Below are 18,671 nucleotides of genomic sequence, written 5' to 3' on the forward strand. Positions count from 1 at the left end.
GCATGCTCGCTCCTACAAGGATCGGGTTATTTCGCCATCACCGATGTAAACAACGCCGACGCCAGAAACCGCTGCAACCAGTCCTGCAGCCGTCGATAGGGCGTTTGCGCGAACCACTCGCGATCGACATGGGCGAATTGCCGTATGAACGGCATCAGCGCCACGTCGGCCAGGGTCGGGTGGTCGGCCAGCAGATAATCGCGACCGTCCAGCAACTCCTCCAGCCTACGCAAAAACACCTCACCCTCTGCACGGTAAAACGCCATCGGCTGTTGCGGATAGCGTTCAGCGTACTTGTAGCGGTTCAGATGCACCTTGAAGACCTGATCGTTCTCCTCGATCAACGCCTCGATGGCGAGCTGCCCTTGCGGATCATCCTTGAGCAGCCAATCCTGCGGATCATACTGTGACAGGGCCCAGCGCATAATCTCCAGGCTTTCATCGATGACCTGGCCGTCTATGTTCAATACCGGAACCGTGCCTTTGCTCGACAATGCGAGCATCTCGGCGGGTTTGGCCTTCAGGCTGACTTCGACAATGTCCACGGCCACTTCGCTGTAGCGTAGCGCCATGCGTGCCCGCATGGCGTAAGGGCAACGACGGAACGAGTAGAGGGTGGTCATTTCACCTCCAGGGTGCTCAAGCCATTGCCTTGGCGGCGGACCTGGATCTGCACCGGAATCCGCTCGTGCATTTCCTGCACATGGGAAATCACCGCGACCTTGCGTCCCTGGGCCTGCAAGCCGTCGAGGGCGTCCATGGCCAATTGCAGGGACTCCGGATCGAGGCTGCCGAAACCTTCGTCGATGAACAGCGATTCGATCTTCAGCGTGCTCGAGGCCATCGATGCCAGGCCCAACGCCAGGGCCAGCGACACCAGGAAGGTTTCGCCGCCAGACAATGAATGCACCGAGCGCAGTTCGTCGCCCATCTCGGTGTCCATCACCAGCAAGCCCAGCATGCTGCCGCCGCGCTTGAGGCGGTAGCGCCGCACCAGTTGGCGCAATTGCACGTTGGCGTGGTGCACCAGCAGGTCGAGGTTGTAGGCCTGGGCGATCTTGCGGAAGGTGTCGCCGGTGGCCGAACCGATCAGCGCGTTCAAGCGAGCCCAGCGCTGGTACTCGGTGTACGCGTCGGCGATCTGTTGCGCCAGGGCCTGATTGGCATTCTGCCGGCGTTGATCCTCGGCCTGTTCGGCACGCAGTTCGGCGCAACGTTGTTCGCTGACGGTGAACTGGTTCTGCAACTCAGTGAGCGCGTTGGCGAGTTGCTCGTCATCCAGGTCGCCGATGTGCTGCGCCTTGTGATCGAGCAAACGCTTGTCGCGTTCCTGGAGCAGGACATTGGCCTGCTCGATGGCTTTTTCGTTGTGCTGCAAGCGTTGGCGTAGTTCGCTCACATGGGCATCGTCGACCTGCAGCAGGTCTTCAAGGCCACCGTCATCCAGTTCTGGATGACGGGCGCGCCATTCGGCGATTTTGCCGCTCAGTTCGCGGTTTTCGCTTTCCAGTGTGTGCAAACGCTCTTGCTGCGCCTTGAGTTCGGCCGCGATTCGCACCCGTTGGGTGAGTAGGTTTTGCAGTTCCGTGGCCGTCGTGGTTTCGGCGTTACGCGCCTGTTCAACGTCCTGCTCAAGCTGCTGCTGCCACTGCTCGGCGCTGCCGTGCGAGCCGAGCAATTGTCCAAGCGCCTGCTGGCTGGCCTGTTGTTGTGCGGCCAGCGCATTGAACTGCTGCTCGGCGATTTGCAATTGCTGCACGCGGGTCTGCTGCCGATCCTGTTCCTTCTCAAGCTGTTGCTGACGCTGTTGCTGTTCGGCCAGCTCTTCCTTTTGCTGATCGAGTTGTGCCAGGCGCTCGGCGATCTGCCGATCAAGTTGCATGAAGGTCGCGGCGGGTTCAGTGCGAAGTGCTTCCAGGGTATCGGCTGGCAGCAGGCTGGCGAATGCGCTGAGTTCTTCGTCCAAGCGCTGACGGTCATTGCCCAGTTCACGCCGTTGATTGTCCAGGTGCTGGGCCGCGCTCTGATGCGCGGTTTCGGCGTGGCGCAATTGCTGGGTCAGACGCGCAGCATCCTGTTGCAAGGTGAGCAGGGCGGTTTGCCGTTGTTCGTCCTGGGTGATGCTCTGGTTCAACTGACTGTTTTGCTGGCTGAGCCAGGCGCCGCGTTTGTCGGCATCCTGATTGAGCAGTGTGGTGGCCAACGGATGCGCTTGAAGGCTGGGCGCCAGGGCTTGCTGCGCGCTCGCCAGTTGTTCCTGCTGTTGCAGCAATTCTTTTTGCTGGGCGATCAACCCGCCCACTTCGGCGCGCAGTTCGCCAAGTTTTTCCTTGAGCAGGTCGACCGCTTTTTGCGCAGTGGCCTGTTCGTTTTCATCAAAGCGACCCAAACTTTGCAACAGGGCTTCCGGTTGATGATAGGGATGCTCATGGCTGCCGCAGACCGGGCAGGGTTGGTCATCGTGCAATTGCGCGCGCAGTTCCTCGACGCTGGCGCTGCGGGCCAGGCGCTGGCGTTCCAGCAGGTCGCGGGTGACCGTCAGGGTTTGCTCGGCGACGGTAAGTTCAGCCTTGGTCTTTACCCCGTCCTGGGTCAGGCGCTCACGTTCCTGTTGCGCGGCGACCTGGCGTTGTTGCAACTCGGCGCCGCGCTTGTCCAGGTCTTGTTGGCTGTCCCACAGCCGGGTCAGATCTTCGATGGCACGCAGTTGCTTGCGGTTGTCCTGCAACAGGCTGCCAAGGATACCGATCTGCTCGGCGACGGCATCCGGCTCGGCGCCAGCCTCTTTGAACAGCACCTCCAGTTGCTGTTTCTGCGCTGCGAAGGCTTGTGCGGTGCGTTCGGCATTTTGTTCGAGGTTCGCCAGTTCCGCCTGGCCCTTGTTCAGTCGATTGCCGATCAACATCAGCTGTTGCAGGCGATCACGGTAGGCATTCCAGGCATCGCTCAACGGCGCCAGATGAGCGCTCTGGGCCAGCTCGGCCGCCATGCGTTGCAAGTGTTCGGTCGCCCGGGACTGTTGCTCGTGCAAGGTTTGAATCGCTTGCTGCCCTTGGGTGCAGGCCTGTTCGGCGGCCTGCCTGGCTTCGGCGCCCAGGGTCACGTCCTTGGCCAGGCGGGCGAGGGTGCTTTGTTCCTCGAAAGCCTGGCGCAACAGCGGCGCACATTCGGTTTGTCGTTGCTGTGCCTCGCCCAGGGCGATCCGCGTTGCCCCCAGTTGCTGTTCCAGTAGCGCCTGACGCTCGCTGAGTTCGCCATGTTGCCGGGTATGCTGGGCAATCTGCTCTGCCAAGGGCGTGAGTAGCGAATCGACCTCGGCCTTGCGGGCGAACTGGTGCCGCTGCGGGGCCAGCTGTTCGAGGCGTGTCAGCTTCAAGCGCTCGCCAGCCAGGCTTTCCCAAGTGTGTTGGGCAGTGTGCAGTTGTTCGGCGGCGGCCAGTTGCGCGTCATGCAAACGGCGCAGTTCTTTGAGCCAGGCGTCTTGCAGCTCGAGCTGCTTGAGCTGTGCCTGCTGCAATTTCAGTTGCTGTTGCGCGGCATGAAAGCGCTCATCGAGCTCGGCGCGCGCCTCAGGCGCCAGCGGCGTGACACCGCTGGCCTGATCCTGCAGCAGTTTGTGCGCTTCGCGGGCTTCCTTGGTCTTGTCGAACGCTCGACGGCCCAGGCGAGTGTAGAGCGCGGTGTCGGTGAGTTTTTCCAACAATTCGCTGCGGTCGTTGTCATCGGCCTTGAGGAAGGCACTGAACTCGCTCTGCGCCAACAGCACGGCCCGGGTGAACTGCTCGAAATTCAGCCCCAGCGCGGCCTCGAGCTGGGTCTTGTATTCACCTTTCTGGCTGGCCAGCAGTTGATCCTGATCGAGGTCGCGCAGGCTCTGGCGACTGACTTGCAGCTTGCCGCCGGCCTTTTCCCGGGCGCGATTGGCTTCCCAGCGCGCACGATAACGTCGGCCATCGATGCCGACGAAATCCACTTCGGCATAGCCTTCGCCAGTGCCGCGACGCAGCAGGGTGCGTGGGTCACCGGTGCCGATTTCGCCATCGGCGTCCGGCACCTTGGCGTCGCGCCCGGTGTTGTTCAGGCGCGGCACGGCACCGAAAAGCGCCAAGCACAACGCGTCGAGCAGGGTGCTCTTGCCCGCGCCGGTCGGGCCGGTAATGGCGAACAGTCCGGCACTGGCAAGGGGCTCGGCGGTGAAGTCGATTTCAAACGGACCGGCTAGTGAGGCGAGGTTCTTCAGGCGGATGGCGAGGATCTTCATGGCTGTTCGTCCTCCATCTGCACGTCTTGCAGCAGCTCGGCAAAGTCCTTGAGGGTTTGCTCATCGACCTCGCTGCCGTAGTTGTCCTGCCAGGCGCGGCTGAACAGTTCCTGGGGCGTGAGCTGGTCCAGCTCAATTAACCCGGCGCCGTTATCGGCGCCTTCGCGGCTGCCGTTGCCCGCGTATTCGGCGGCGATGCGTACCAGGCGCACGGCTTTGCCCTGCAGGGCGCTTTCCACTTGATGACGCAAATCCGGTTGCGGCTCGTCCAGGCGCACTCGCACTTCCAGCCAGGGTTGGCGCTGGTAGTCGGCCAACAGGTCGATGATGGGCAGGTCGGCCAGTTGCACCAGGATGTCTGCCAGGGGCGCAGGGCCGATACGTTGCAGGTTGACGGCACGGGGGATCAGTTTCGGTTCGACGCTGACCAGCGTTTCGCCATCGAGTGTGATGTCGAGAATCTGGTGCTGGTAGCCGATCTCCGAGAATGACAGGGGTATCGGCGAGCCGCTGTAGCGAATGCGCGCCTCGCCATTGACCTTCTGTGGCTTGTGCAAATGCCCCAGGGCGACGTAGCTGATGGTCGGCCCGAACAGGCTGGCGGACAGGGCTTCGGCGTTGCCGATGATCAGGCTGCGCTCGGAATCCTCCGACACCGAACCGCCGGCCATGTGCGCATGGCTGATGGCGATCAGCGCTTGACCGGGCTGGCGCCTGGCATTGGCCGCTTCGATCAGCCATTCATGAACCTGGCCGATGCCGCGCAGGTAGTCATCGCCCAAATGCGCGCCCGTCACTTCGGCTGGGCGCAGGAACGGTAGCGCCAGGCACCAGGCGGCAATTTCACCCCGGGCATCGGGCAGTGGCAGCAACAGGCGTTCGGCGTCCAGTTGCCCGTCATCCAGCCACAGCACACGCCCCAGGGCGTGAGTACGCAAACGGCGCATCAAGGGCGCGGGCAGTTCGATCCGCGAACCGGAATCGTGGTTGCCGGCGATCATCACGATGGTCAGCAACGGTTGCTGCTCATGGGCGCTGACGATGAAGTCGTAAAGACGTTCCTGGGCTTTGACCGGCGGGTTGACCGTGTCGAAGATATCGCCGGCGATCAGCAGCACATCCGGCTGATCCAGCTTGAGCTGACGCAGCAGCCAGTCGAGAAAACAGCCGTGCTCAAAGTCGCGATCCTGGCCGTGCAGATTCTGCCCGAGGTGCCAGTCGGAGGTGTGGAACAGACGCAAGGCGAACTCCGTAGGAAAAAAGGTGATGGCCGCGGGGAAAAATGACGACGGCGAAAGGGGGAGAGTTTACTGGCAAACGGGGTGGGTGTGGTCAGACACTGCGCGTAGACCTGTAGGAGCCGGCTTGCTGGCGATAGCGGTGGGTCAATGGACTTCGATGGTGCCTGACACACCGCTATCGCCAGCAAGCCGGCTCCTACAGAGGGGGTGTTACTTCGGATAAAGTGGCGGCAACCCACTGTCCCCAACCGGGTCCTGAACCCGTTCGGCTATCGGGATCGTACGAATCGCCCGCCACAGGTCTTCCCCTTGCCAGTGCTGGCCGGTTTCGCTGTAGAGCGCGCCGTTCAGGCCGTCGAGGGCGTCGGACAGAGGGACGAAGCGGGCGGCCATGTCGGCCAGGGTTTCCGGCTGCTGGCGGGCCCAGGCGTCGAGCGCCTGGCGGGTGGCGTGGGGGTCGTTGGCCTGGCAGGCACGCTTGAGGTCGTCGAGCACGGTACGGGGGCTCGGGCCGGTTTGCGCCGCACGCTGGATGGCCGGTTGCGAGCGCGCCCGCCACCAGAGGCCGAATCCCAGCAGGGTGGTGCAGGCCAGGATCAGGCTGCTGAGTTTCCAGCGCCAGAGGGTTTCGTTGCTGGCGCCGCTGTCGAGTGCCGAGGTGCCGGCCGGGGTGTCGACCAGCAAACTTGGATTGGCGGCCACCTGCAAGGTCCGGGCGGGCAGGCTGGTGTGCTCCAGATGGTCTTCGAAGGTGTTCCACCAGACCACTTCGACCGAAGGCAACTCTATGGCGCCGCTGCGCGAAGGCACCAGCGCTTCGCGGTCTTCGCGGCTGCCGACCAGGCCTCGCTCGCTGTTCTGGTTGCCCAGCACCGGTTGATCGGGATAGCGTCGCAAGCCACTGGCCTCGGTGCCAGGCAGCGGCGGCAGTTGCGAGCTGCCCAGGCCTTCGGCCTTCACCGTGAGACTGCGGGTGAGCGAGTCACCGACCTGAACGTGTTCCGGTTCCGGGTTCCAGCTTTCGCTGAGCGTCAGGCTGCGAGCCGGCAGCCAGGGCAGGTCGGCGGGGTAGGTGACGGGTTTCGCCTTGACCGTCAACAGCAGTTGGCCGGAACTGACGCGCATCAATTTGCCGGATTTCGGCGCCTGGGCGCTGGCGTCCTGGACGGGTTGCGCGTCTACCAGCGCGGCATTGAATATCTGCGCCGGGATGATCAGCTCGCCGCTGTGTTGCGGGTAGATCGCGTAGCGCATCTCGATGACGCCGTGGCGTATGCCGTTGATGTCTTTCTCGTAGGTGCGCGACTCGCCCAACTGCTCGATGCGGGCGTCAGGAATTTGCAAGGGCGGCAGGCTGCTGTCGTCGTACAGAGACACCGAATGGTAGATGCGCAAGGTCAGGATGGCCTGGGCCTGCACATACACGCTGGTTTGATCGAGGCTGGCGTCGATGAACACCGGCGCCTGTTTGTCCGGGTTCGCCTGTGGGACGCTCTCGATCACTTGCACGGTGATCGGCTGGCTCTGCACGTCGCCCAGCTTGAGCGCAGGGATCACCACGGTGCCATTTTGCAAGGGCAGCAGGGTGATGATCCAGCGGGTGGTGGCCTGGTTGTCGCCATTGAGCGTATTCAGCTGGTTGACCTGGCGGGTGCCACGCACTTCGAACAGTGGCTCAAGTGATGTGAGGTCGGGCTTGCCGAACTGGGTCACGTCGTTGGATTCCAGGGTCAGCTCGACCGTCTCGCCGGAATTCAGTCGAGCCCGGTCGACACTGGCAACCAGCTCGGCGGCCTGGGTCTGCACGACGCAGAGTAGCAAGGCGGGCAGCGGCACAAGCATGAAGGCGGTGAAGCGGGTCATCGAGTTTTTCCCTGATCCTGATGTTGTTGCTGTTCGTACCAGAATTTGCGCCGGAGCAATTCTCCCGGATCATCCGGAATTTGCCTTAGCCATTGCTCCAGTGCCTGCTGCTGCTCGCCGTCGATGCTGTCGCTGGCCGGGCGCATGGGCGCAACGGTGTGCTGTTCGTCTCCCAGTTCGCTTCCCGGAACCTCATTGGTGCCAGGGCGCGGGGGCGTGGTGGCGGAGGGCTCGGTGGTTGCCTGCGTTGGTTCGCCAGCCGTTTCGGGCTCACCGGCTTTCGACGGTTGCGCAGCGTCACTGGGTGGTGCTTGCTGCTCGAGATCGCTGGTCGCCTCATCGGCGGCTTTGTCAGGGGGTGGCGTTGCGGCCTTCTGCTTGAGCAGGCTCTCCACCAAGGCCTTGTTGGTCAGCGCCGGACGCAGGTCCGGTTGGCGTTCAAGGGCTTGCTCGTAAGCATCCAGTGCCGCTTCCAGCTCGCCACTCCTGGCCAGGGCGTTGCCACGATTGTAGTGAGCATGGGCGTCGTTGCCTTCGGCGAACCGCTGGGCGGCGCCACTGTAGTCGCCGGCTTCGTAGAGGGCAACGCCTTGCCACTGATGATCTTCGAAGTGCCGGGCAGCCTCGGCCGGGCGTTTCTGCTTGAGCAAGTGCAAGCCCTGCTGGTCGGGGCGCAACCACAGGTCCTGAAAGTCGAACGCATAGCCCGGTTGCGGCAGCATCAGCAACAGCGGCAGGCAGAGCAACCAGCCGCGACGACCGGCGCAGGCCGCCAGCAACAGCAGTGGCAAGAGCAACCAGTAGCCCTGGTCGGCCCAGGTATCGAGACGCAGTGTCTGGCCGTCGTTGCGCAAGTTGCGCGGACCGTCGAGCAGGCCGAGGGCGCGCAGGTCAGCGTCGCTCAGGCGTGCGTGGCGGTAGTGTCCGTCCAGGTCATTGAGGAAGGCTTTCAAGCCGGGTTCATCCAGGCGCGACACGAGAATCGCCCCCTGTTCATCCTTGAGGAAACTGCCATCTTCCTGGGTAATGGGCGCACCTTCTGTGGTACCGATGCCGAGCATCAGCAATTGCGTCGATTTGCCGCTCAAGGCGCGACTGATGCCCAGGCGCTCCTGTTCACTCAGGCTGGTGCCGATCAACAGGATCCGGCCGTCGCCCAGTGCTGCCTGTTCCAACAGTGCCAGTGCCTTGAGCACCGCCAGGTCGGCACGGTGTCCGGCTTCGGGCATCAACGACGGCTTGAGTGCATCGAGCAGGTTGCGGCTGGTGGACAGGTCGTCCGACAGCGGCACCAGGGTGTGGGCGCTGCCGGCGAAGACGACGATCGCCGTCTGTGCATCGTTGCGGCTCTGCAGCAGGTCGAAGAGTTTGCGCCGGGCCTGTTCCAGGCGGTTTGGCTGAACGTCGGTGGCGAGCATCTGCGGCGTCAGCTCAAGGATCACTACCAACGGATCGGCGGGTTTCTGGCTGATCTGCTCGACGCGGGCAAAGCTCGGCCCGAGCAATGCGAGGACAGCGATCAACCACGCCACGCCCAACGCAACCCACGGCAGTTTGCTTTCGCGGCCGCTGCCGCCACTGAGCAACGCCGCATGGAACGCCGGTGGCAGGATCATCTGCCAGCGCCCGGCGCGCTTCTGCCGATGCCACAGTTGCCAGAGCAACCAGCCAAGCAGTGGCAGCAACAGCAGCCACCACGGGCGGAACCAGTACGGCCAGAGTGCGCTCATCGGCGCCTCCGCAGGCGCAGCCGATTGAGGCGCTGGCGCCAGTCAGGCAATTGCGTTTGCAAGAACAAATCCTTGGTAAACAGTCGTTGCAGCGGGTTGTCCGGCCACAGCACGCGAGCCACCAGCAGCATGCTCAGCAACAACGCCAGCGCCAGTGGCCAGTGATACAACGCCTGGGCCGGGCGGGCCTGGGTCGGTTGCTGGGTCACAGGCTCGAGTTGGTCGAGGGTGGCCTTGATCGATTGCAATTGCTTGCCATCTTGAGCGCGGAAGTACTGGCCGCCGGTGGCATCGGCGATCGCTTTCAAGGTGGGTTCGTCAAGATCCAGGCTCGGATTGATCCCCAGGAAACCCGGTGTGCCACTTTGTTCCGGGTCGGCGCCGATGCCGATCGGGTAGATTTTCACGCCTTCCCTGGCCGCCAGGCGTGCGGCGGTGAGCGGGTCGATTTCGCCAGCGTTGTTGGCGCCATCGGTCACCAGGATCAGCACGCGACTTTGCGCCGGACGTTGCCGCAGGCGCTTGACGGCCAGGCCGATGGCGTCGCCGATGGCGGTGTTCTTGCCAGCGATGCCGATGCGCGCTTCGTCGAGCCAGACGCGCACGGTATGCCGGTCAAATGTCAGGGGTGCCTGCACGTACGCCCGGCTGCCAAAGAGAATCAGGCCGACCCGGTCGCCGTCGCGACTTTCGAGGAAATCGCCAAGTAAATGCTGGACCAGCGTGAGGCGGCTGACCTCATCGCCCTGCCACTGCATATCGGGAAAGTCCATCGAGCCGGACACATCCACCGCCACCAGCAGATCGCGCCCACTGGCAGCAATCGGTAGTGGTTCGCCGAGCCATTGCGGACGCGCAGCGGCGCTCAGCAATAGCAACCAGAGCAGCAGGAACGGTGCCTGTTGGCGCCAGGCGGGCAGGTTGGCGCGGGCCCGGCGGCGAGCGAGGCCTTCGAGGTCGCTGAGAAAGCTGACCTTGAGCGCCGGTTCGCCACTGTCGGCTACCGGCAACAGCACCCGCATCAGCCAGGGCAACGGCAGCAGGGCGAAGATCCACGGCCAGGCGAACTCAAACATGTTTGCGAATCCAGGTGTCGACTGCCTGGGTCAAGCCGGCGATGGCCTTGTCGTCGAGCTTGCATTCGGGCTTGTAGGCGCCTTCGACCAGCACCATCCAACGGGTCAGGCCGGCAGCGGGGCAGCGGTTATCGAGAAAAGCCAGCCATTTGCGACCATTGAGGGTATGGCTCTGGCTGTAGGGATAATGGTTGCGGCACAGGCGCTTGAGCAGGCCATTGAGCTGCTGCAGCCAGGCACCGGCGGGCGCACCGTCGTAAGGCTTGGGCATGCGCGCCAGTTCCGCCAGTGCGGCCACGCGCACCGGGTCCAGGGGTTGTTCGACGGGCGCGACCGGCGGCTTGCCTGGCCACAGGTGCCGCAGTTTCCACAGGCCGAAACCGATGGCCGGCAGCAACAGCAGCAGTAACCACCAGCCCGGGGCCGGTGGCCAGAAGTCCACGGGGGGCGGGAAAATCAGTGGCTGCAGTTGCTCGAGACCGTTCATCGACCTTTTCCCGGCTTCTGTGGGTTGAGGTACTCACGCAATTGCTCGACCATTTCACTTTGCGTGCTCAACGGCATCAGCAACACCCGCAGCTTCTGCGCCAGTAACTCCCAGCGGGCGATGCGGTCTTCGGCCTGGGCACGGTACGTTTGGCGCAGGTCGAAGTTGAGCGTGTCGAGTTCCAGTTGTGCGCCACGCTCGGCGAAGCGCAACAGCCCGGCGGCGGGCAGGGCATGGTCCAGCGGATCGGATACTGGCAGCAGCAACAGGTCGCAATGGCGCGACAGCAGGCTCAGCTGCTGTTCGGCGTTGCCGGACAAGGCACGCTCATCGCAGATCACAATCACCAGGCTGCCAGGACGCAATACTTCGCGCGCACGGCGCAAGGCAATGCCAAACGCATCGCGATCAGGCTCGCTTTCGGTGTGCAGCGACTGATTGACCCGTACCAGGCGGTTGAGCAACTGCAGCAGGCTCTGTTTGCTTCGCCTTGGCTTGATTTCGTAATGCTCGTTGTCGCCGAACACCAGGCCGCCGACCCGGTCGTTATGCCCCAGCGCGGCCCAGCCAATCAGGCTCGCGGCCTGGGCGGCCAGCACCGACTTGAACATCAGCCCCGAGCCGAAGAACAAGCGCCGACTTTGCTCGACCATGATGAAGATCGGCCGCTCGCGTTCTTCATGAAACAGCTTGGTGTGGGGTTCCTGGGTGCGCGCCGTCACGCGCCAGTCGATGGTGCGCACGTCGTCGCCGGCCTGGTAAACCCGCACCTGATCGAAATCCACCCCACGGCCCCGCAGCTTGGAGTGGTGCAGGCCGATCAGCGGGCTGCGCTGGCTCGGCGTGGAGAACAGCTGCACTTCGCGCACGCGGTGGCGCATCTCGATCAGCTCGGCGAGCGTGACGCGGATGCCCGGCTGGGGCGGCAGGAGGGCGTTCATCGGACTCAAGCGACAGCAACGACGTCGAGAATGCGCTGGACCACCCGATCCTGGTCGATCCCGGCAGCCTCGGCTTCAAACGACAGGATGATGCGATGGCGCAGCACATCGAACAACACTGCCTGAATGTCTTCCGGGCTGACAAAGTCGCGCCCGGCCAGCCAGGCGTGTGCCCGGGCGCAGCGGTCCAGGGCAATCGAGCCGCGAGGACTGGCGCCGTAGGCAATCCACTCGGCCATTTCCGGGTCGAACTTGCCCGGGGTGCGGGTGGCCATGACCAGTTGCACCAGGTATTCCTCCACGGCATCGGCCATGTACAGGCCGAGAATTTCCTTGCGCGCGGCGAAGATCGCCTGCTGGCTGACCCGGCGTTCAGGCTTGGTTTCGCCATTGAGGGCTTCGCCGCGGGCCTGCTGCAGGATTCGTCGTTCGACGGCGGCATCGGGAAAGCCGATTTTCACGTGCATCAGGAAACGATCGAGCTGGGCTTCCGGCAGCGGGTAGGTGCCTTCCTGCTCGATGGGGTTTTGCGTGGCCATCACCAGGAACAGCGGCGACAACTCATAGGTACTGCGTCCGACGCTGACCTGGCGCTCGGCCATGGCTTCGAGCAAGGCCGATTGAACCTTGGCCGGGGCGCGGTTGATTTCGTCCGCCAGCACCAGGTTATGGAAGATCGGGCCTTGCTGGAACACGAAGCTGCCGGTTTCAGGACGGTAGATCTCGGTGCCGGTGATGTCGGCTGGCAACAGGTCGGGGGTGAACTGGATGCGATGGAACTGCGCTTCGATGCCTTCTGCCAATTCCTTGATGGCCTTGGTCTTGGCCAGGCCGGGAGCACCCTCTACCAGCATGTGGCCGTCGGCAAGCAGGGCGATGAGCAAGCGCTCGATGAGTTTTTCCTGGCCGAGAATCTGCGTTGAAAGAAAGGTTCGCAGCGCGAGCAGCGCTTCACGATGTTCCATCGATGACTGTTCCTGGAAAGGGTGACCGAAGACGTTCATATAACGCCAGGGCTGGGGGCGTTACTTTAATCCATCGCGGGGGGCGGCGACTAACGGCATTTTGTGCAAAGAGTGGGAAATGACTGGCAAAACTGTACAGATCGTTCCCACGCTCTGCGTGGGAACGCCTCAAGGGACGCTCCGCGTTCCCATGGGACGCAGAGCGTCCCGGGCTGCATTCCCACGCAGAGCATGGGAACGATCAGTGGCGCAAGGGAAGAATCAGCGCAGTTCGCTGATATAGGTTCCGGTCCCTTTTAGAATGTTCTGCAAAGTTTCTTCCACTTCAGCCAGGTCCACCATGTCCGGGTTAAAGGTGATCTCCAGCACATCATCCCCATCCAACGCATCGGCATCCGCGGCAGCAATTTCGACCTTAAGCAGCGTAGGGCTGAGGGTGACTTTCACGCCGTCGAGGGTCGAAGGCTCACCATCGAGGGTGATTTCCAGCTCGTCCTCATCCGGGTAACGGCTCATCAGGAACATTTCGCCCTTGTCGCTGTGACAGCAGAGCATGGCCATGTTGTCTTCTTCGTCATCGCACGGGTTGACGATCAAGAGGGCGGTGGTCATTTGCATGGGTATTTCCTGGCTCGACGAGCGTTGTGAAGGCGATTAGGTGGTAATTCTGCCAGCCCACGCGAATTTCTGCTCGTTCGAGTGTCAGAGTCTGCTGTGGGTGAGGAAGGTGTTACCGGTCATTTCTGGTACGGAAGTCCCGTAAAACCGTCATTTTCCTCTGCGACTGCTAGTGTTGTTCGATGCGCATGCAAAGAGCAGCGTACCGTTGACCGAATATGTCGCAGCATCGCAAGCATGGGCCTTGCCGCACTCGTTAAGCTGCGCAACGGATGAGCACCCGTAAAGGCATTGCGTTGCCCGCAGCCCAGTCGCTTTTGCAGATGCCCATTCACGGAAGGTGAATGTGACCCGAGTGTCTCGTTTAGCTTCACCCACCTGTCACCCTGTTTCCTCTGCCCGAGAATCAGGAACAGGGTGACGGGTAGCCCCTGACAGGGGAATAGCACGCGACGCTTCCATCAATAACAAGCCCAAGCGGAGTACCACAGATGGCGTTCTTCACCGCAGCCAGCAAAGCCGACTTCCAGCACCAACTGCAAGCGGCACTGGCGCAGCACATCAGTGAACAGGCACTGCCACAAGTGGCGCTGTTCGCTGAACAATTCTTCGGCATCATTTCCCTGGATGAACTGACCCAACGTCGGTTGTCTGACCTCGCTGGCTGTACTCTTTCTGCGTGGCGCCTGCTTGAGCGCTTCGATCACGCGCAACCGCAAGTGCGCGTCTACAACCCCGATTACGAACGTCACGGCTGGCAGTCGACCCACACCGCGGTTGAAGTGCTACACCATGACCTGCCGTTCCTGGTGGACTCGGTGCGTACCGAGCTGAACCGCCGCGGCTACAGCATCCACACCCTGCAAACCACCGTGCTGAGCGTGCGTCGTGGCAGCAAGGGCGAGTTGCTCGAAATCCTGCCCAAAGGCACCCAGGGCGACGACGTGTTGCACGAGTCGCTGATGTACCTGGAAATCGACCGGTGCGCCAATCCGGCCGAACTGAACGTGCTGAGCAAAGAGCTGGAGCAGGTGCTGGCAGAAGTGCGTGTCGCGGTCGGCGATTTCGAACCGATGAAGGCCAAGGTCCAGGAAATCCTCACCAACCTGGACAACAGCCAGTTCGCCGTCGATGCCGACGAAAAGAGCGAAATCAAGAGTTTCCTGGAATGGCTGGTGGGCAACCACTTTACCTTCCTCGGCTACGAAGAGTTCGTGGTCAGCGATGAAGCCGATGGCGGCCACATCGTCTATGACAAGGACTCCTTCCTCGGCCTGACCAAACTGCTGCGCGCCGGCCTGAGCTACGATGACCTGCGCATCGAAGACTACGCCGTGAACTACCTGCGCGAACCGACCCTGCTGTCGTTCGCCAAGGCCGCACATCCAAGCCGTGTACACCGTCCGGCTTACCCGGACTACGTGTCGATCCGTGAAATCGACGCCAACGGCAAGGTCATCAAGGAATGCCGTTTCATGGGCCTGTACACCTCCTCGGTGTATGGCGAGAGCGTGCGGGTCATCCCGTATATCCGCCGCAAGGTCGCGGAAATCGAACGCCGTTCGGGTTTCCAGGCCAAGGCTCACCTGGGCAAGGAACTGGCGCAGGTGCTCGAAGTCCTGCCACGCGACGACCTGTTCCAGACCCCGGTGGACGAGCTGTTCAGCACCGTGATGTCGATCGTGCAGATCCAGGAACGCAACAAGATACGCGTGTTCCTGCGCAAGGACCCGTACGGTCGCTTCTGCTACTGCCTGGCCTACGTGCCGCGTGATATCTACTCCACCGAAGTGCGGCAGAAGATCCAGCAAGTGCTGATGGATCGCCTCAAGGCCTCGGATTGCGAGTTCTGGACCTTCTTCTCCGAGTCCGTGCTGGCCCGCGTGCAACTGATTTTGCGCGTCGACCCGAAAAACCGCATCGACATCGACCCGCAGCAACTGGAAAACGAAGTGATCCAGGCGTGCCGCAGCTGGCAGGACGATTACTCGGCCCTGACCGTCGAAACCTTCGGTGAAGCCCACGGCACCAACGTGTTGGCCGACTTCCCGAAAGGCTTCCCGGCCGGTTACCGCGAGCGATTCGCCGCCCATTCGGCTGTGGTCGACATGCAGCACCTGCTGAACCTCAGCGAAAAAAATCCGCTGGTGATGAGCTTCTACCAGCCACTGGGCCAAGTGGGCCAGCGTGAGCTGCACTGCAAGCTGTACCACGCCGACACGCCACTGGCGCTGTCCGACGTGTTGCCGATCCTGGAAAACCTCGGGCTGCGCGTGCTGGGTGAGTTCCCGTACCACCTGCGTCACAACAACGGCCGCGAGTTCTGGATCCACGACTTCGCCTTCACTGCAGCCGAAGGCCTGGACCTGGACATCCAGCAACTCAACGACACCCTGCAGGACGCGTTTGTCCACATCGTGCGCGGCGATGCCGAGAACGATGCGTTCAACCGCTTGGTACTGACCGCCGGCCTGCCGTGGCGTGACGTGGCGCTGCTGCGTGCCTACGCCCGTTACCTGAAGCAGATCCGCCTGGGCTTCGACCTGGGCTACATCGCCAGCACCCTGAACAACCACACCGACATCGCTCGCGAATTGACCCGGTTGTTCAAGACCCGCTTCTACCTGGCGCGCAAGCTCAGCAGCGACGATCTGGAGCAGCGCCTGGAACACGCGATCCTCACCGCGCTGGACGACGTCCAGGTGTTGAACGAAGACCGTATCCTGCGTCGCTACCTGGACCTGATCAAGGCCACCCTGCGCACCAACTTCTACCAGACCGACGCCAACGGCCATAACAAGCCGTACTTCAGCTTCAAGTTCAATCCGCACTTGATTCCTGAACTGCCCAAGCCGGTGCCGAAGTTCGAAATTTTCGTCTACTCGCCGCGCGTCGAAGGCGTACACCTGCGCTTCGGCAACGTTGCCCGTGGTGGCTTGCGCTGGTCTGACCGTGAAGAAGACTTCCGTACCGAAGTCCTGGGCCTGGTAAAAGCCCAGCAAGTGAAGAACTCGGTCATCGTGCCAGTCGGTGCGAAGGGCGGCTTCCTGCCGCGTCGCCTGCCACTGGGCGGCAGCCGTGACGAGATCGCGGCCGAGGGCATCGCCTGCTACCGCATCTTCATTTCCGGCCTGTTGGACATCACCGACAACCTGAAGGACGGCGCGCTGGTACCACCGACCAACGTCGTGCGCCATGACGACGATGACCCGTACCTGGTGGTGGCCGCGGACAAGGGCACCGCGACGTTCTCCGACATCGCCAACGGCATCGCCATCGACTACGGCTTCTGGCTGGGTGACGCGTTTGCATCCGGTGGTTCGGCCGGTTACGACCACAAGAAAATGGGCATCACCGCCAAGGGCGCGTGGGTGGGCGTACAACGCCACTTCCGCGAGCGCGGCATCAATGTCCAGGAAGACAGCATCACCGTGGTCGGCGTCGGCGATATGGCCGGTGACGTGTTCGGTAACGGCTTGTTGATGTCGGACAAGCTGCAACTGGTCGCAGCGTTCAACCACCTGCACATCTTCATCGATCCGAACCCGAACCCGGCGACCAGTTTCGCCGAGCGTCAGCGCCTGTTCGACCTGCCACGTTCGGCCTGGTCGGACTACGACACCAGCATCATGTCCGAAGGTGGCGGCATCTTCTCCCGTAGCGCGAAGAGCATCGCGATTTCCCCGCAGATGCAGGAACGCTTCGACATCCAGGCCGACAAGCTGACCCCGACCGAATTGCTGAACGCCTTGCTCAAGGCACCGGTGGACCTGTTGTGGAACGGCGGTATCGGTACGTACGTCAAGGCCAGCAGCGAAAGCCACGCCGATGTCGGCGACAAGGCCAACGATGCATTGCGCGTGAACGGTAACGAACTGCGCTGCAAAGTGGTGGGCGAGGGCGGTAACCTCGGCATGACCCAGCTGGGTCGCGTGGAGTTCGGCCTCAACGGCGGCGGCTCCAACACCGACTTCATCGACAACGCCGGTGGCGTGGACTGCTCCGACCACGAAGTGAACATCAAGATCCTGCTGAACGAAGTGGTTCAGGCCGGCGACATGACCGACAAGCAGCGCAACCAGTTGCTGGCGAGCATGACCGACGAAGTCGGTGGCCTGGTGTTGGGCAACAACTACAAGCAGACCCAGGCACTGTCCCTGGCAGCCCGTCGTGCCTTGCCGCGGATTGCCGAATACAAGCGCCTGATGAACGATCTGGAAGGTCGCGGCAAACTGGATCGCGCCATCGAGTTCCTCCCGGCTGAAGAAGCGATCAACGAGCGCGTCGCGGCGGGCCATGGCCTGACCCGTGCCGAGCTGTCGGTGCTGATCTCCTACAGCAAGATCGACCTCAAGGAGCAGCTGCTGGGCTCCCTGGTGCCGGATGACGACTACCTGACCCGCGACATGGAAACCGCTTTCCCGCCGACCCTGGTGAGCAAGTTCTCCGAAGCCATGCGCCGTCACCGCCTGAAGCGCGAGATCGTCAGCACCCAGATCGCCAACGATCTGGTCAACCACATGGGCATCACCTTCGTGCAACGACTCAAGGAGTCGACCGGCATGAGCCCGGCGAACGTGGCCGGCGCCTATGTGATCGTGCGTGACATTTTCCACCTCCCGCACTGGTTCCGTCAGATCGAAGCCCTGGATTACCAGGTGTCCGCCGACGTTCAGCTGGAGTTGATGGACGAGCTGATGCGCCTGGGCCGTCGCGCCACGCGCTGGTTCCTGCGCGCCCGTCGCAACGAGCAGAACGCTGCCCGTGACGTCGCGCACTTCGGTCCGCACCTCAAGGAGCTGGGTCTCAAGCTCGACGAACTGCTCAGCGGCGAGATCCGCGAGAACTGGCAGTCGCGTTATCAGGCGTACGTTGCAGCCGGTGTCCCGGAGTTGTTGGCGCGCATGGTGGCTGGCACCTCGCACCTGTACACCCTGCTGCCGATCATCGAGGCCTCCGACGTGACCGGCCAGAACCCTGCGGACGTGGCCAAGGCCTACTTCGCCGTGGGCAGCGCACTGGACATCACCTGGTACCTCCAACAGATCAGCGCCTTGCCGGTGGAAAACAACTGGCAGGCCCTGGCCCGTGAAGCGTTCCGCGATGACGTGGACTGGCAGCAACGTGCTATCACCATCTCGGTCCTGCAACAGGGCGACGGCACCCAGGACGTGGAAACACGGCTTTCCCTGTGGATGGCGCAGCACGAAAGCATGATCGAACGCTGGCGCGCGATGCTGGTGGAAATCCGTGCCGCCAGCGGTACGGACTACGCCATGTACGCGGTGGCCAACCGTGAGCTGCTGGACCTGGCTCTGAGCGGGCAAGCGGTAGTGCCTGTCACTGCCGCTGTCAGCGCCGAGCTGGAACCGGCGGCCTGATCAGGCGTTGAATGAAAAAGCCCCGCATTGAGAGATGCGGGGCTTTTTTTCGGCCGATGTTTTTGTCGTGTCTGTTCGGGCCCCTTCGCGAGCAGGCTCGCTCCCACA

At 62.5% G+C, this 18,671-nt stretch carries 11 protein-coding genes; 1 reads left to right on the top strand and 10 read right to left on the bottom strand.

The window, feature by feature from the left end:
* Positions 1-26 precede the first annotated feature (26 nt).
* The 10 genes from HGP31_RS14550 to HGP31_RS14595 all read right to left on the bottom strand — a co-directional run bounded on the left by HGP31_RS14550 (position 27) and on the right by HGP31_RS14595 (position 13,182).
* Complete coding sequence (locus HGP31_RS14550; protein ID WP_168758028.1) at positions 27-623, bottom strand: glutathione S-transferase; 597 nt, start codon at positions 621-623, stop codon at positions 27-29.
* On the bottom strand, positions 620-4,261 hold the full coding sequence (locus tag HGP31_RS14555) for an AAA family ATPase (protein WP_168758029.1): 3,642 nt from the start codon (positions 4,259-4,261) through the stop codon (positions 620-622). Before HGP31_RS14555 ends, HGP31_RS14550 begins: the two co-directional genes overlap by 4 nt.
* Positions 4,258-5,502, bottom strand: a complete 1,245-nt coding sequence (locus tag HGP31_RS14560; protein WP_168758030.1) for an exonuclease SbcCD subunit D C-terminal domain-containing protein — start codon at positions 5,500-5,502, stop codon at positions 4,258-4,260. The genes HGP31_RS14555 and HGP31_RS14560 overlap by 4 nt, the downstream gene beginning before the upstream one ends.
* A 210-nt stretch (positions 5,503-5,712) precedes the next feature.
* Entirely contained in the window at positions 5,713-7,365 is a 1,653-nt protein-coding gene (locus tag HGP31_RS14565; protein WP_168758031.1) for a BatD family protein, read from the bottom strand.
* Positions 7,362-9,095 carry a vWA domain-containing protein gene (locus tag HGP31_RS14570; protein ID WP_151142371.1) on the bottom strand — a complete coding sequence of 578 codons (1,734 nt, stop codon included), beginning with the start codon at positions 9,093-9,095 and terminating at the stop codon, positions 7,362-7,364. The genes HGP31_RS14565 and HGP31_RS14570 overlap by 4 nt, the downstream gene beginning before the upstream one ends.
* Positions 9,092-10,171: a vWA domain-containing protein gene (locus tag HGP31_RS14575; RefSeq protein ID WP_168758032.1), complete on the bottom strand. Its 1,080-nt coding sequence runs from the start codon at positions 10,169-10,171 to the stop codon at positions 9,092-9,094. Before HGP31_RS14575 ends, HGP31_RS14570 begins: the two co-directional genes overlap by 4 nt.
* A complete protein-coding gene (locus HGP31_RS14580; protein ID WP_020800599.1) occupies positions 10,164-10,658 on the bottom strand; it encodes a DUF4381 domain-containing protein in 495 nt (164 codons plus the stop codon). The genes HGP31_RS14575 and HGP31_RS14580 overlap by 8 nt, the downstream gene beginning before the upstream one ends.
* Positions 10,655-11,599 (bottom strand): DUF58 domain-containing protein, encoded by a 945-nt coding sequence (locus HGP31_RS14585; RefSeq protein WP_020800600.1) that lies wholly within the window; start codon positions 11,597-11,599, stop codon positions 10,655-10,657. Before HGP31_RS14585 ends, HGP31_RS14580 begins: the two co-directional genes overlap by 4 nt.
* Before the next feature lie 5 nt (positions 11,600-11,604).
* Positions 11,605-12,564 (bottom strand): AAA family ATPase, encoded by a 960-nt coding sequence (locus HGP31_RS14590; RefSeq protein ID WP_020800601.1) that lies wholly within the window; start codon positions 12,562-12,564, stop codon positions 11,605-11,607.
* Positions 12,565-12,825: 261 nt separating this feature from the next.
* A complete protein-coding gene (locus HGP31_RS14595; protein ID WP_168758033.1) occupies positions 12,826-13,182 on the bottom strand; it encodes a hypothetical protein in 357 nt (118 codons plus the stop codon).
* Between the two features lie 491 nt (positions 13,183-13,673).
* Here HGP31_RS14595 and HGP31_RS14600 point away from each other — a divergent pair, with 491 nt between their 5' ends.
* Positions 13,674-18,563, top strand: a complete 4,890-nt coding sequence (locus HGP31_RS14600) for an NAD-glutamate dehydrogenase (protein ID WP_168758034.1) — start codon at positions 13,674-13,676, stop codon at positions 18,561-18,563.
* Positions 18,564-18,671 lie beyond the last annotated feature (108 nt).

It is taken from the genome of Pseudomonas umsongensis, from assembly GCF_012647205.1.
Classification (GTDB): Bacteria; Pseudomonadota; Gammaproteobacteria; order Pseudomonadales; family Pseudomonadaceae; genus Aquipseudomonas; species Aquipseudomonas umsongensis.

What these genes read in the sequence shown, in the direction of transcription:
- HGP31_RS14550 (WP_168758028.1), bottom strand. Translation starts at nt 623, where the DNA reads ATGACCACCCTCTACTCGTTCCGTCGTTGCCCTTACGCCATGCGGGCA.
- HGP31_RS14555 (WP_168758029.1), bottom strand. Translation starts at nt 4,261, where the DNA reads ATGAAGATCCTCGCCATCCGCCTGAAGAACCTCGCCTCACTAGCCGGT.
- HGP31_RS14565 (WP_168758031.1), bottom strand. Translation starts at nt 7,365, where the DNA reads ATGACCCGCTTCACCGCCTTCATGCTTGTGCCGCTGCCCGCCTTGCTA.
- HGP31_RS14570 (WP_151142371.1), bottom strand. Translation starts at nt 9,095, where the DNA reads ATGAGCGCACTCTGGCCGTACTGGTTCCGCCCGTGGTGGCTGCTGTTG.
- HGP31_RS14575 (WP_168758032.1), bottom strand. Translation starts at nt 10,171, where the DNA reads ATGTTTGAGTTCGCCTGGCCGTGGATCTTCGCCCTGCTGCCGTTGCCC.
- HGP31_RS14580 (WP_020800599.1), bottom strand. Translation starts at nt 10,658, where the DNA reads ATGAACGGTCTCGAGCAACTGCAGCCACTGATTTTCCCGCCCCCCGTG.
- HGP31_RS14585 (WP_020800600.1), bottom strand. Translation starts at nt 11,599, where the DNA reads ATGAACGCCCTCCTGCCGCCCCAGCCGGGCATCCGCGTCACGCTCGCC.
- HGP31_RS14590 (WP_020800601.1), bottom strand. Translation starts at nt 12,564, where the DNA reads ATGGAACATCGTGAAGCGCTGCTCGCGCTGCGAACCTTTCTTTCAACG.
- HGP31_RS14595 (WP_168758033.1), bottom strand. Translation starts at nt 13,182, where the DNA reads ATGCAAATGACCACCGCCCTCTTGATCGTCAACCCGTGCGATGACGAA.
- HGP31_RS14600 (WP_168758034.1), top strand. Translation starts at nt 13,674, where the DNA reads ATGGCGTTCTTCACCGCAGCCAGCAAAGCCGACTTCCAGCACCAACTG.